Genomic DNA, 13,576 nt, shown 5'->3' with positions numbered 1-13,576 from the left:
AACGTCAGCAGCAGCCGTGGCCGCCGTGACGGGTGCCGCTGTCGGCGGCGACCGGCGAACCGCTGGTCTCGCCACGCAGGCTGGCCGCGTAATGCTCGCTGATCACCTTGGACACGCACGAGGTCACGCGCTTGCCCATCGGGATGTGCAGGAACTCGTTCGGGCCGTGTGCATTGGAGTGCGGGCCGAGCACACCGGTGATCATGAACTGCGCGCCCGGGAACTTCTCGCCGAGCATGCCCATGAACGGGATCGAGCCGCCTTCGCCCATGTACATCGCCGGCTTGCCGAAGAAGGTCTGGCTGGCATCGTCGATCGCCTGGGTCAGCCACGGCGCCATCGCCGGAGCGTTCCAGCCGCTGGAGGCCTTTTCCAGGTCCAGCTTCACTTCCGCACCGTTCGGCGGATCGCGCAGCAGGGCTTCCTTGAGCAGCTCGCCGCAGGCCTTGCCGTCCGCGGTCGGCGGCAGGCGCAGCGACAGCTTCACCGCGGTATGCGGACGCAGCACGTTGCCGGCAGACGCCAGCGGCGGCAGGCCGTCCACACCGGTGACCGACAGCGCCGGGCGCCAGGTGCGGTTGAGCACCAGTTCGGCCAGGTCGTCGTTCATCGGCCGCAGGCCGTCGACCATCGGGAATTTCTCGAAGATCGCGGTGTCCACCACTTCGGCGGCACGCTTGGCCTGTTCCTGGCGCTCGGCCGGGATCTCGACGTTCATGCCGTCGATCAGGATGCGGCCGGTGTTCTCGTCCTCGATGCGCGAGATCAGCTGGCGCAGCAGGCGGAAGCTGGACGGGATCACGCCGGAGGCATCGCCGGAATGCACGCCTTCGTTGAGCACCTTGACCGAGAAGTTGCCGCCGGTCAGGCCGCGCAGCGAGGTGGTGCACCACAGCTGGTCATAGTTGGCGCAGCCCGAATCCAGACAGACGACCAGCGACGGCTTGCCGATGCGGTCGGCCAGGTGGTCGACATAGGCGGGCAGGTCGTAGCTGCCGGATTCTTCGCAGGCTTCGATCAGGATCACGCAGCGTGCGTGCGGCAGGCCCTGTTCCTGCAGCGCCAGCACGGCCGCCAGCGAACCGAACATCGCGTAGCCGTCATCGGCGCCGCCGCGGCCATACAGCTTGTCGCCGCGCAGCACCGGGTTCCACGGGCCGAGATCGTCGTCCCAGCCGGTCATTTCCGGCTGCTTGTCCAGGTGACCGTAGAGCAGGATGGTGTCGTCGCCGGTCTCGGCGCCGGAGGCCGGGATTTCCAGCAGCAGCAGCGGGGTGCGGCCTTCCAGGCGCACGACCTCGACGGTCAGGCCCGGCAGCTTCTGAGCCTTGGCCCAGGTTTCCATCAGGGTGACGGCCTGTTCCATGTAGCCGTTGGCGACCCAATCGGCGTCGAACATCGGCGATTTGTTGGGGATACGGATGTAATCGACCAATTGCGGGACGATCTCGTTGTCCCACTTTTCACTGACGAATTGGCCGAGCTTGGCGCTGTCCATCTGAACTCCGGAGTGCTTTTGACAAGTCCCGCCATTCTACGCCTGCGCTGGGGTAGGTATTTCCCTACACCACTTCGGGTGTTAGGCCTGCTGTGTGAAGGTGCCGTGGACGATAGGCTGTGTGTATGTGGCGAGGGACGCTGGAACCTTCGACAGGATTGCCGGCAGGGGCCGGTTCCGAGCCACAAGGAGTTACACAGTGGGACCTTGGTTTTCGTGCAGGGCGCTGGTGCTGGGACTGCTGTTGAGCGGAATGGCCTTCGCGGCCGATCGGATCAACATCAATACGGCGGATGCGTCGACGCTGCAGCAGGGATTGGCGAACGTGGGGCCGATGAAGGCCGAAGCGATCGTCGCGTACCGGCGACAACACGGACCCTTCGAACACGTCGAGGATCTGGCGCGGGTGAAGGGGATAGGGACAGCGACCGTCGAACGGAATCGACAACGGATGACGACCGGCGCCAGGCAGGCACCGGTCGAGGCACCGCCCAGGAGGGCAGCGCCGGCCTCCGTACCGAGGCGCTGAACAACAGGACGGGTCGGGACAGGCAGGACGCCGGTCACTGGTCGCCACGGCAGGAGGCCGCGGCGGCACCGACAGCTGCAGGACGCAGCACGCACGGAAGCGGCGCGGAAGGATTGGCGCGGACCCACCAGGACGGTGGCATCCAGACCCCGGGAAGGGCTGAGATGGCGGAAGCATATACGGCCGAGTGCACGGAGCATGGCCGGCACCCAGACTGGGCAGGATGCACAGGGGGAAGGCGGGATGCCGACAAGGATGTATCGATTGCCCGGTCTGCACAGGGATGTGTGGCCGGGCAATTACTTTTTGTGCTCCCTTGTTTTCGCGAACGCATGCAGGCACTTCGTGTAGCGTGGCGGCATCTCTTCGAATGGATGCACGACATGGCAGTACGCAGCACGCTGTTGAGTCTGGCGCTCGGGACGCTGCTGGCGACCGGGATGCTTCCCGCCACCGCCGCCAACACTGCGCCGACGGCCACCAAGACCACCGAGGCCCCGCGCGGCCCGACCGATCTCAAGCCCGGCGAATTCCTCTGGCACCCCGAGATTTCTCCGGCCGGTCCGATCGTGCTGGTGGTCAGCCTGGATGAGCAGCGCGCCTACGTCTACCGCAACGGCATCGCGATCGGCATGAGCACGATCAGCTCGGGCAAGACCGGGCATGAAACGCCGACCGGTGTGTTCACGATCCTGCAGAAGGACAAGGACCACAAGTCCAACCTCTACAACAGCGCGCCGATGCCTTACATGCAGCGCCTGACCTGGGATGGCATTGCGCTGCACGGCGGCAGCCTGCCCGGGCATCCGGCCTCGCACGGTTGCGTGCGGCTGCCGCAGGCGTTCGCGCAGAAACTGTTCGGTGAGACCCATCGTGGCGATACCGTGGTGGTGGCCGATGCCAAGAGCGCACCGATGACGCTGGCCTATCCGGCGGTGCTGGCACCGGTCAGCAGCACCGGCAAACCGCTGGTCGAGAGCACCGACGCCCCGGCGCATTACTGGAACGATGCGGCGGCCCCGGCCGGCCAGGTGGGCATCCTGGTCAGCCTGCACGACCAGCGCCTGTACGTGCTGCGCGACGGCGTGCTGATCGGCGAGTCGCGGTTGGAAGCCAAGGCCCTGCCGGCCTTCGAGGGGACGACCCTGTTCGTGATGGGCCAGGGCTACCAGGACAACCCCAGCCCGCTGGACCCGCACCGCCCGCTGCACCGCTGGACCGCCTATCCGCTGCTGGGCCAGACCGCCGCCAATGCGACGCCGGACCTGCTCGCCACGCCCAGCCTGCCGATGGCGCTGCCGCCGGAATTCGCCGAGCAGCTGTACAGCGTGCTGGTGCCTGGCACCACGCTGCTGGTCACCAGCCTGCCGGCGGTACGCCCGGTGGCCGATGAACAGAACCTGCAGCCTGTCTTGGAATCGGACGCCGGTGGGTCCACTTTGTAAGGGTTGCCTCCGGTTGGCGTGCTGCCCATGTCCGTTGTGAAATTGCTGCCTGCCGCGTTCTGCGGCCTGATCGCGTCCGCCACGGCCGGCGCGGCCAGCCCTGCGCCGGCCCCGACCGCCAGCCCGGTGCAGATGGCCGAGATGCTGGCCAAGGCCGCGCCGGCCGCGGATAAGCAGGTGCTGCAGCTGGCGGCCCGTGCGATGCACTGCGCGCTGCGTCGTCCGGAACTCGGCATCGACCCGGGCAAACTGAGCGTGATCGATTACTCGCGACCCTCGACCGAACCGCGCATGTGGATTTTTGATCTGACCCGCCAGCGGCTGCTGTTCGAGGAGTGGGTCGCGCATGGCCGCAACAGTGGCGACAACCGCACCCAGCATTTCTCCAACAAGGACGGCAGCTTCATGTCCAGCCTGGGTGCGTTCACCGCCAAGGAAACCTACATGGGCGGCAACGGCTATTCGCTGCGGCTGGAAGGACTGGAACCGGGCTTCAACGACCACGCCCGCGACCGCGCGATCGTCATCCACGGCGCGCCGTACGTGAATCCTGCGATCGCGCGCCTGCAGGGGCGCCTGGGCCGCAGCCTGGGCTGCCCGGCGGTGCGCCTGTCCGTGGCCCGGCCGCTGATCGACAGCCTGCGCGGCGGCACGATGGTGTTCGCGTATTACCCCGACAAAGACTGGCTGGCGCGTTCGCGCCTGCTCGAACCCGATTGCGGCGGCGCGTCCTGAGCGCACTGCGGTGCGCCGCTCAGGCACACTAGGCGCATGTCGACCGATACCGTCCTGGGCGCGGCCAGCCGCGTCATTCCCTCCTTCGAGTACCGCCGCGAACGCTGGCGCAATGGCCTCGGCTGGACCCGCGAGATCCTGCGCCTGCCCGACAACGACAACTGGCAGGTGCGCCTGTCGATCGCCGAGATCGAACAGGACGCCGCGTTCTCCGCGTTTCCCGGCATCGACCGCGAACTGGTGCTGCTGCGTGGCGAAGGCCTGCGCCTGCGCTTCGCCGACGGCGCCGTGCACACACTGATGCCGCCGCATGAGCGCCTGCGCTTCGCCGGTGAAGCGCAGGTCACCGGCGAACTGGTCGATGGCGTGACCCACGATTTCAATCTGATGTGGCGGCGCGATGCCGTGCAGGCCGAGCTGCTGCACCGGCCGCTGGTGGGCAGCATGTTCTTCTTCACCGAGCCGGAGGCGGCGTGGGCGATTCATCTGCTTGCCGGTCAGGCCGAATTCGAGGGCGAGCCGTCGCTGGCACCGCTGGCCGCCGGTGATACCGCCTGGTTGGCGGCCGGTGAGCGCCGACGGTTTGCATTGCATGGCGGCGGCGAGTTGCTGGCGATCCGCGTGAGTGCGGGCGGCCGCGCTGCGTGAGCAGCGGCACGTAACCTCAGTACACGTCGCGCCGGTAGCGACCGGCCACGATCAGCGCTTCTTTGCCGTCGCGACCCAGCGCCTGCTCGATCACCGCATCCACCGTCGGCGCCATGCCCTGCAGGCTGCCGCAGACCAGGATGGTGGCCCCGTCATGCACCCACTGCTGCAGTTCGCCGATGTGCGCCTGCAGACGGTCCTGGATGTAGTGATGCTCGCCACCATCGCGACTGAACACCGTATCCAGCCGCGCGATCCAGCCATCGCGCAGCCAGGCGCGCAGGTCGTCGCCGAAGAAGAAGTCGTGCGCGGCCGTGCGTTCGCCGAACAGCAGCCAGTTGCGGCGCGCGCCGGCGCTGATGCGCTCGCGCAGGTGGGCGCGCAGGCCGGCGATGCCGGTGCCGTTGCCGATCAGGATCAGCGGCGTCGCGGCGGCGACACCGTGGAAATTCGGGTTGCTGCGGAAGCGCAGATCGATCTGCCCCTCCAGCGCGGCGTGATCGCACAGCCACCCGCTGCCCAGCCCCGGCGTCCCATCCGGACGCAGCTGGCGGCGCAGCAGCAGCTGCACCTGGCCTTCGGCAGGCAGGCTGGCGATCGAGTACTCGCGGTGCGGAAGCGGACGGAGTGCGGCCACCAGTGCGGTCGTGTCGGCCGATGCCGGAATTTCGTCGGCATCCGGGAGGTGCGCCCGCGCGAGATGCGCACGCAGCGGCCGTCCATCGATGTCCGCATCGCCCTCCCACGCGGTATCACGCAGCCAGGCCTCGACCTCGGCCGGTGCATGCTGCGGTCCGATCTCGACGACGTCGCCGGCCTGCCACAGCGGCAGCACGCCGTCGGCCGGCACCAGCGTGATGCGGTAGGTCGGCGCGCCCGGGCTGCCCGGGTTTTCCAGGTGCCGCGCCTGCAGTTGCCACGGCAGATAGTCGGCCGGCGCCCAGTCCGGCAGTTCGGTGGCTTCACCGCCCAGCTGGCCGAGCAGTTGCTGCCAGTGGCGCAGTGCGCCGGGATCGGCGTTGTCCACCTCGACCGTGTCGAACAGCGGATGCGCGCCGTGCTGGCGCAGCCACGCATCGAGCTGGTGGCCGAACGCGCAGAAGTGCCCATAGCTGCGGTCGCCCAGCGCCAGCACGCCGTACTGCAGTTGTGGCAGGGCCAGCGACTGCGGCATCACGTTGCGCAGGAAGGGCAGCGCATGATCCGGCGCATCGCCTTCGCCGGTGGTGCTGACCACGAACAACACCTGCCCGCTGCGCTGCAGAAGCTCGGCCGTCACCGCATGCAGCGCGCGGATGCGGACCGGCAGTCCGGCAGCGCGCAACGCGTCCGCACTGCGTTCGCACAGCTGCTGCGCGAAGCCGGTCTGGCTCGCCCAGACCAGCAGGATGGGGGCGGGTCCGTCATCGGCCACGCGCGCCTCGCGCGGTCGTCCACGCCACCAGATCAGCGCGCAGAACGCCGCATAAAGCAGCAGGCTGCCGGCGGCCCAGCGCCACTGCGCGGCCAGGGGTGCGCTCTGCCACCACGCTTCACCCAGATGCAGGCGCAGCAGCGCCCAGGCGATGGCCGCCAGCACCAGAATCACCGCCAGGTTGCCCAGCCACGCACGGGAAGGACGCAGACTCATGCCGCGTCCACGCGGTCGTCGGCGAGCAGGTGTTCGAATGCGGGACTCATGTGTTCCTCGATACCGTGCGTCCCCCGGCTGACAAAGCGTGCGGCCAGCGCATGGGTGCGCGCAAATGCCATGCCGTCGTCGGCGCCCATCACCGTCAATGCGGTGGCCCAGGCATCGGCCTGCATGGCGCTGTCGGCAACCACGGTGACCGCGGCCGCGGCGCGTGTGACCGGCGCACCGATGCGCGGATCCAGGGTATGGCTGTACTGCTCACCGCCGTGCTCGAAATGGTGCCAACGATCACCGGAGGTGGCGACCGCACGCTCCGTCAGCGCGAGCACGCGCGGCGGATGGTCTGCCTGCGCATCGTCTTCCGGAGCGGATTCCACCAGCACGCGCCACGGCTGACTGTCGGGCTTGCGTCCGAACCCGTGCAGCTCGCCGCCGACTTCCACCAGCGCTGCCTGCACACCGTTCTGGCGCAGCCACGCGCTGACCTGGTCGACGCCAAAGCCCTTGGCGATCGCCGAGAGATCCAGCGCCAGCCCACCGGGTTGCCGCAGGCGACCGGGCTGCCACTGCAGGCGTTGCCAGCCACACCGCGCACGGGTCGCGGCGAGGGCGGCCGCATCGGGAATCTGCCGGGCCTGCGCCTGCGCGCCGAACCCCCACAGCGCCACCAGCGGACCCACGGTCGGATCGAAGGCGCCGCCACTGCGCTGTGCGATCTCCAGCGCGCACTGCAGCACCGTGTCGAACAACGGCGGCAACGCCTGCCATTCACCGGCGGGCGCCCGGTTGAAACGCGCGATATCGCTGTCGGCTTCCCACGTGCTCATCTGCGCCACGATGGCGTCCAGCTGCGCCTGGATGCCGGCGTGCAGCGGATGCAGGTCGCGGCTGCGTGCCACGGCCAGCTTTACCTGCCACGTGGTGCCCATGGTGTGGCCGCCGAGGCTGGCGATGTCGAGATCCGGGTTGTTCATGGAGGTGGGCACGTCGGGGCCTAGTAAGCCCGATGGCCGGACTGCGTCGGGTGAAAGCCCCCGTCGTGTCGAGGGGGGCGGGTGAGGTGGAGGGCGCGTGCAGCGCCTGCGCCGCAGGCGGTTACTCCGGCAGCACTTCCAGCGTGGCCACGTAGCTCAGGCGACGCTTCTTGGCTTCCTTGATCGAGGTCTTGCTGTCCTCGGTGCCGGTTTCCAGCCAGTACATGCCCGCTTCCGGCCAGGTGACGGCGAACTCGCCCTTGGCATCGGTGCTGACCTTGATCTCGTCCTGCGCGTTGCGGTACCGGGTGCCGCCGCGGGTGATCTCGAACGCCAGGCCGGCGGTCGGCTTGCCGTCGACCAGCACGCGGAAGCGCGCGGCTTCACCGGCGACCAGATCGTTCGGGTGGGCCAGCGCGATCATCTCGATGCCCTGGTTGGTCGGCTTGAGCGCGGTGTCGTTCGGGGTGCCGTTGGTGACGAAGGTCTCCACGCGGCCGACCGACTGCGAGACCTGCAGGTTCTTCGCGTTCTTCGGCACCTCGGTGGCGAAGGTGGCCGGGGTACCACGCCAGCGCTTGGGCTTGCCGTCTTCTTCCCAGCTGGCCGACAGGCCGTTGTTGATCGTGGCCAGGCGGTAGGTGCCCTGCTGGGTCAGCTCGACATCGAACACGCTGCGGAACTTGCCGGTCGCCGCGTTCTGCGGCTGCACGGTGCTGCCATCGGGCGCGGTGATGATCAGGTTGTCCAGGCGCAGCGGCACGTGGTTGAAGTAGAACAGGTCGTTGGAGACCGCCGCATCGACGGTGATCCACGGGTTGGTGCCCGCGATCACGGTCTGCGAGGGCTGCAGCCAGGCCTTGTGGGCCAGGGCGGAGAACGGAAGTGCGGCGGCCATGGCGGCGGCGAGGACGAGCGTGCGCTTCATCGAAAAACTCCAGGTGGATGGGGTATCAGGGCTTGGCGGACAGGGTGACCAGACCGAGTTCGGTCGCGCCCTGGGCCTTGCCCGTCTGTGCGGCCGTGACCGGCCAGGTGAAGGGGATTTTGAGCAGTTCGCGGCCGCCGACTTCGCGCACCGCTTCCACCACGAGGGTGTAGTTGCCCGGCGCGAGTGCCTTGAGCGCCGGCTGCTTGTCGTTGAACGACAGCGCATGCTTGCCGACCGGGCGGGTCGGACCGGTCACGCCGTCCACCGGCACCTCCAGGGTGCGGCCGCTCTTGCGCCACCACTGGCGCAGGTCAGGCAGCCACTTGGTGCCATGGCCTTCGCTGTTGCCGGTCTGCTGGTACCAGACCGACAGGTTGGCGGCGACCTTCTGGTCGGCACCTTCCAGCCACACGGCCACATACGGGCGGTGGTACTCGGCCACGTTGAGCTTGGGCACCTCGACATTGATGTCCAGGGTGGTGGCGTAGGCCGGCGAGGTGGCCAGCAGGCCGCTCAGGGCGATGGTCAGGGTGACGCGCATGGTGTGCGGCTCCGGGAAGGGAAGGTCAGTGGATGAGGATCAGGGCGATCAGCAGCGGGATCAGCAGGCCCAGGCCGACCAGCGGCCAGGTCATGCGGCGCTGGCGGGCATGCAGGTGCAGCAGGAACAGGCCGGTGATGCAGAACACCAGGCAGGCCACGGCGAAGATATCCAGGAACCAGCCCCAGGCGGGCCCGGCATTGCGCCCTTTATGCAGATCGTTGAAATAGGACACCCAGCCGCGCGCGGTGGATTCGTACTCCACGGCGCCCGATTCGCGGTCGATGCTCAACCAGGCATCGGCCCCCGGGCTGGGCAGGGACAGGTAGATTTCGCCATCGGACCATTCGGCCGGGCGGCGCCCGATCGAGATGCCGAGCTGCGCATCCAGCCAGCGGGTGGCCACGCGGGGAATCGGTGCGTGGCCATCGGCGCGCTCGCCGAGCTTGCCGAGCAGGTCGACAGGCAGCTCCAGCTGGCGGCTGACCACCTCCGGCTTGGCTTCGATCCTGGATGCGTGGTTCAAGGTGATGCCGGTCGCGGCGAACAGCAGCATGCCGATCAGGCACACCGCGGAGCTGATCCAGTGCCACTGGTGCAGCGTGCGCAGCCAGAAGCCGCGGCGTTGTTGTTGCACGCTGGAAGAGGGAGCGCTGGTGGCCACGGTCGCAGGAGGAAGTGCTGAGGGGCGAATTACACCATTGATGAGAATGATTCGCAATTTGTGGGCAAAAAAAGGGCAGCGAACCGTTGCCTGCGCGCTGCCCGAGGTCAAGGCCCGTGGCGGCGTCACTCGGGACGCCGCCACGGGGTGCCTCAGAACTTGGCGTTCACTGAAATCCAGTAGCTGCGACGCTGGTCCTTGGTGGCGTAGTCGTCCACGCAGTTGAATTCGCTGTCGCTGATCAGCACGCAGGACTGCGAGACGAAGTCCTTGTCGAACAGATTGTTGACCCGCGCGTTGACCGTCAGCCAGGTGTTGATGTCCCAGCTGCCGCCGAGGTGGAAGATCGTGTAGTCCTCGTAGTAGCGGGTCTGCGAGCTGCTCACGCCGCCGACGTTGCTGACCAGCGTGTCGCGGTAGCGGTCGTAGCGGCCTTCGCCGATCAGCGACAGGCTGACCGCTTCGTTGATCTGCCAGTTCAGGCTGGCATTGGCCATGTGCCTGGCCGGGTTGCCGGTGATGGGCAGGCCCTTGCCGGTGCCGCTGGTCTGCTCGCTCCTGGTCCAGGTGTAGTTGCCGCGCAGCTGGAGGGTGTCGAGCAGATCGACCTGGGCAGCCGCTTCCACGCCGCGGGTTTCGGCCTTGTCGATGTTCACGCTCTGGCCGAAGGTGCTGTAGCCCAGCTCGGCCCAGCCCGGGCCGATGTCCACGCAGTAGCTGCCATCGTCCGGGGCGACTTCGCAGTTGGCGAAGGTGCCGCCGCTGGCGATCTTGTCATCGAACTTGTTGAGGAAGCCGGTGACGTTGAAACCCCAGCGATCGCCCTCGTAGTACGCGGCGATTTCGTAGTTGGTGCTGGTTTCCGGCTTCAGGTTGGGCGAGCCGACCAGCGGGGTCACGCCCTGGCCACCGAAGCCGACGATGCCCGGGAACAGCTGGTCCGGACGCGGGGTCTTGTAGCCGGTGCTGACGCCGCCCTTGAGGGTCCAGGCATCGTTGGCGTTCCATACCAGGTAGGCACGCGGGCTGACGTGGCTGCCGAAGATGTTGTGGTCGTCATAGCGCACGCCGACGGTGGCGGTCAGGGTGTCGGTCAGCGACCAGTTGTCCTCGGCGAACAGCGCCCACATGCGGTGCTGCTGCTTGACGTTGGTCTTGTAGCCGTTGCCGTCCATGCCGAACACGCCATCGACCATGTCGGTGTCGTTGTACTGGCCGCCGACGGTCAGCTTGTGCGCGCCGAAGGTCAGGTCGAGCATCGTGTCCAGCACGTTGCCCTTCAGTTCCATGGTGCGCAGCGGGCGCGGCAGGAAGGCCTGCAGGCGCGCCAGCTCGGCGGCGTTGAGCGCACCCAGCCCGTTGCGCGCGCCGGCCGCGCAGTTGGCGGCGGCGCCGGTGCGGCGGCAGACGTCGTTCCACAGGCCCTGCAGATCCGCGCGCTCGTCCAGCGTCAGCGGCAGCGAGCGGCCGAGGTTGTTGCTGGTGATGTGGGTCAGCGTGGTCTGCCAGGTGCCGAATTCATAGCGGCCCTGGTGGGTCAGCGCCAACTGGTCGCGCTCGTAGCGCTGGTAGGCGGTGTAGCCCACGCGCGGCTGCACCACGCGGCGGCTGACGGTGCCGGTGCCGTTCGGGTTGGGGATCGTCGCGTTGCCGACGCGCCACAGGCTGGCGAGGCTGTCCAGGGTGCCGGTCTGGCCTTCGCTGTTGTCGTACTTCTGGCGCGACACGTCGTAGTCCAGCCACAGCTCGTGGTCGTCGTTGACGATGAAGTTCAGGCGCAGGCCGGTGTTCCAGTTGGTGTTGGCTACCGCCTTGCCGCCGCCACCGAAGCCGATGCTGCGCGACCACATCGTGCCGTCGGGCAGCTGGAGGTCGTCCCATTCCGGGTTGGAGGCTTTGGCGTCGTAGTAGCTGCCGCGCACCGACAGGCCCAGTCGGTCCTTGATCAACGGGCCGCTCAGGTAGACATCGGTGCTGCGCGCGTCACCGAACTGGTCGTCCTGCTGCAGGGTGAAGCCCTGGGTGACCGCGCCATGCCACTCGGTCTGGTTGCGACGGGTGATGATGTTGATCACCCCGCCCATCGCATCCGAGCCGTACAGGGTCGACATCGGGCCGCGCACCACTTCGATGCGTTCGATCGCATCCAGCGGCGGCATGTACGAGAACTGGCCGCCGCCGAAGTTGTTCGGATACAGGTTGCCGGCGTTGCTCTGGCGGCGACCGTCGATCAGCACCAGGGTGTAGTCAGACGGCATGCCCCGCATGGAGATGGTGGCGCGGCCGTTCTTGTCGGTCGGCTCCATGCCCACGTCGATGCCCTCCACGTCGCGCAGCGCATCCACCAGGCTGGTGTACGGGCGCTTGCTCAATTCTTCGCGGCTGATCACGCTGATGCTGGCCGGGGCATCGGCGATCTTCTGCTCGAAGCCGGCGGCGGTGACCACCACCTTGTCCAGAGTGGTCGGACCGGCGGCGTCGCCGTTGGCGAAGGCCGGGGCGCTCAGCGCACCGAGCAGGGCGAGGGACAGGGTGCAGCGGGACAGGGACGTGCGACGACGATGGCGCTGGGCCATGGGGGCAACCTCGGTAAGGAGAAAACGGACGCGACGTGGCAGGCCGCAGGGCGGCAGCACGCGCAGGTATCAGGGACGCCCGGGGCGGGCGCAACACGCAGGACCGGAGGCGGGGCGCGATGGCGCTGCCGGGGGCCGGAATTAGCCCTGCGGTGGGGCTTGGCCGCGCTGGACGCGCAGCCCGGGTGCGGCAGGCAGCGGCGTGGCCGGTGCCGAATCGATGGCGGGCACGATCCGCGGCGGCTGTGCCACCAGGGTGGCCATCAGCGAATCCAGGGATTCCACGACCGGCGGCAGTGAAGGCAGCTGCGGCGGCGTCGCGGCAGGGCGCGCGCTGGCGACCCGGCGCGGTTTGGCCGGGGCTTCTTCCTGCGGCGTGGTTTCCCCACCGCCGGCCGGGCGCTCGTCCATCGGCATCTGCAGGACCATGACGGTGCTGCCGGGGGCTGCCCGTTCCAGCACCGGCAGGCCGGTAAAGAGCATCGCCAGCACTGCGAGCCACGCCAGCACCACGGGCAGCGCAGGGCGTTGCCCGCGCATGGCGGTGGCGAAGCTGCGATGGCGGTGAGGGTGGCGCAAAAGGAGGCCCGGTAGCGGCGGACCGGATGTCCGGTTCGCAACGCGCCGAGATTGTAGTGAGATATGTTCCCAAGCGCAAATGGGAATGATTTGCGATTACGAAAGCCTATGGCGCCAGGCTCAGATCTCGCTCCAGCGTCGCAGGAGATTGTGATACACGCCGGTCAGCTGCAGTACGGCCGCGCTGTCGGCACCGGTGGAGCGCAGCGTTTCGATCGCACTGTCCATCTCCAGCAGCGTGCGCCGCGCGCTGTCATCGCGCACCATACTCTGCACCCAGAAGAATGAGGCCAACCGCGACCCACGGGTGACCGGGTTGACGCGGTGCAGGCTGCTCGAGGGATACAGCACCAGATCGCCGGCGGGGAGCTTCACCTCGTGCTCGCCGTAGGTATCGCTGATCACCAGCTCGCCGCCGTCATAGTCCTCCGGCGCGGTGAGGAACAGCGTGCACGATACGTCCGAACGCAGATGGCTGCGCTGTCCGTCCAGCGGGGTGATCATCACCGCCCCATCCACGTGGAAGCCGTACTCGCCGCCGCCCTGGTAGCGGTTGAAGCGGGGCGGCAGAATCCGCAGCGGCAATGCCGCCGCGAAGAACAGCGGATGCCGGTCCAGGGCGACCAGTACGATCCGGCCCAGCTCGGCCTTCAGCGGCGAGGCGTCGGGCAGTTGTTCATTGCGCTTGACCTGCGCGCCCTGCGCGCCGACGGTCTCGCGCCCATCGGCCCATGCCGCCTCGGCCAGCGCGCGCTGGAGGTGGGCCAGTTCATCGGCGCTCAGTACGTCGGGAACATGCAGCAACATGACAGGGTCCTTGTAC

At 68.0% G+C, this 13,576-nt stretch carries 13 protein-coding genes; 4 read left to right on the top strand and 9 right to left on the bottom strand.

Annotated features, from left to right (window positions below; translation table 11 throughout):
* Positions 1-4: 4 nt before the first annotated feature.
* A complete protein-coding gene (locus HH110_RS17420) occupies positions 5-1,498 on the bottom strand; it encodes a M20 family metallopeptidase (RefSeq protein ID WP_176990823.1) in 1,494 nt (497 codons plus the stop codon).
* 253 nt (positions 1,499-1,751) lie between these two features.
* On the opposite strand from HH110_RS17420, the gene HH110_RS17415 reads away from it, so the two are divergent.
* From HH110_RS17415 to HH110_RS17400, 4 genes are all read left to right on the top strand, one after another.
* Positions 1,752-2,027, top strand: a complete 276-nt coding sequence (locus HH110_RS17415) for a ComEA family DNA-binding protein (RefSeq protein WP_176990850.1) — start codon at positions 1,752-1,754, stop codon at positions 2,025-2,027.
* 383 nt (positions 2,028-2,410) lie between these two features.
* Entirely contained in the window at positions 2,411-3,472 is a 1,062-nt protein-coding gene (locus HH110_RS17410; protein WP_176990822.1) for a L,D-transpeptidase, read from the top strand.
* A gap of 27 nt (positions 3,473-3,499) precedes the next feature.
* Positions 3,500-4,207 carry a murein L,D-transpeptidase catalytic domain family protein gene (locus HH110_RS17405; RefSeq protein WP_176990821.1) on the top strand — a complete coding sequence of 236 codons (708 nt, stop codon included), beginning with the start codon at positions 3,500-3,502 and terminating at the stop codon, positions 4,205-4,207.
* Between the two features lie 36 nt (positions 4,208-4,243).
* Positions 4,244-4,855 (top strand): HutD family protein, encoded by a 612-nt coding sequence (locus HH110_RS17400; RefSeq protein ID WP_176990820.1) that lies wholly within the window; start codon positions 4,244-4,246, stop codon positions 4,853-4,855.
* 16 nt (positions 4,856-4,871) lie between these two features.
* On the opposite strand, the gene HH110_RS17395 is transcribed toward HH110_RS17400, so the two are convergent.
* From HH110_RS17395 to HH110_RS17360, 8 genes are all read right to left on the bottom strand, one after another.
* Entirely contained in the window at positions 4,872-6,485 is a 1,614-nt protein-coding gene (locus tag HH110_RS17395; RefSeq protein WP_176990819.1) for a flavodoxin domain-containing protein, read from the bottom strand.
* Positions 6,482-7,462: an FAD:protein FMN transferase gene (locus HH110_RS17390; RefSeq protein ID WP_176990818.1), complete on the bottom strand. Its 981-nt coding sequence runs from the start codon at positions 7,460-7,462 to the stop codon at positions 6,482-6,484. Before HH110_RS17390 ends, HH110_RS17395 begins: the two co-directional genes overlap by 4 nt.
* Positions 7,463-7,583: 121 nt before the next feature.
* The gene (locus tag HH110_RS17385) at positions 7,584-8,390 is read right to left on the bottom strand and encodes a DUF4198 domain-containing protein (protein ID WP_176990817.1); all 807 of its coding nucleotides are present in this window, start codon (positions 8,388-8,390) and stop codon (positions 7,584-7,586) included.
* A gap of 25 nt (positions 8,391-8,415) precedes the next feature.
* On the bottom strand, positions 8,416-8,934 hold the full coding sequence (locus HH110_RS17380; protein ID WP_102789113.1) for a DUF2271 domain-containing protein: 519 nt from the start codon (positions 8,932-8,934) through the stop codon (positions 8,416-8,418).
* Positions 8,935-8,959: 25 nt separating this feature from the next.
* Positions 8,960-9,598, bottom strand: coding sequence for a PepSY-associated TM helix domain-containing protein (locus HH110_RS17375; protein ID WP_176990816.1), 639 nt, complete (start codon positions 9,596-9,598; stop codon positions 8,960-8,962).
* 152 nt (positions 9,599-9,750) lie between these two features.
* A complete protein-coding gene (locus HH110_RS17370; RefSeq protein WP_176990815.1) occupies positions 9,751-12,174 on the bottom strand; it encodes a TonB-dependent receptor in 2,424 nt (807 codons plus the stop codon).
* A gap of 141 nt (positions 12,175-12,315) precedes the next feature.
* Complete coding sequence (locus tag HH110_RS17365; protein ID WP_176990814.1) at positions 12,316-12,714, bottom strand: hypothetical protein; 399 nt, start codon at positions 12,712-12,714, stop codon at positions 12,316-12,318.
* Positions 12,715-12,873: 159 nt separating this feature from the next.
* Positions 12,874-13,560 (bottom strand): Fe2+-dependent dioxygenase, encoded by a 687-nt coding sequence (locus tag HH110_RS17360; protein WP_176990813.1) that lies wholly within the window; start codon positions 13,558-13,560, stop codon positions 12,874-12,876.
* Positions 13,561-13,576 lie beyond the last annotated feature (16 nt).

Origin of the sequence: Stenotrophomonas sp. SAM-B, from assembly GCF_013387485.1 — a bacterium.
GTDB lineage: Bacteria > Pseudomonadota > Gammaproteobacteria > Xanthomonadales > Xanthomonadaceae > Stenotrophomonas > Stenotrophomonas maltophilia_AA.
The sequence above is the reverse complement of the archived record's forward strand: the minus strand, read 5'-3'. Positions and strand labels throughout refer to the sequence as shown.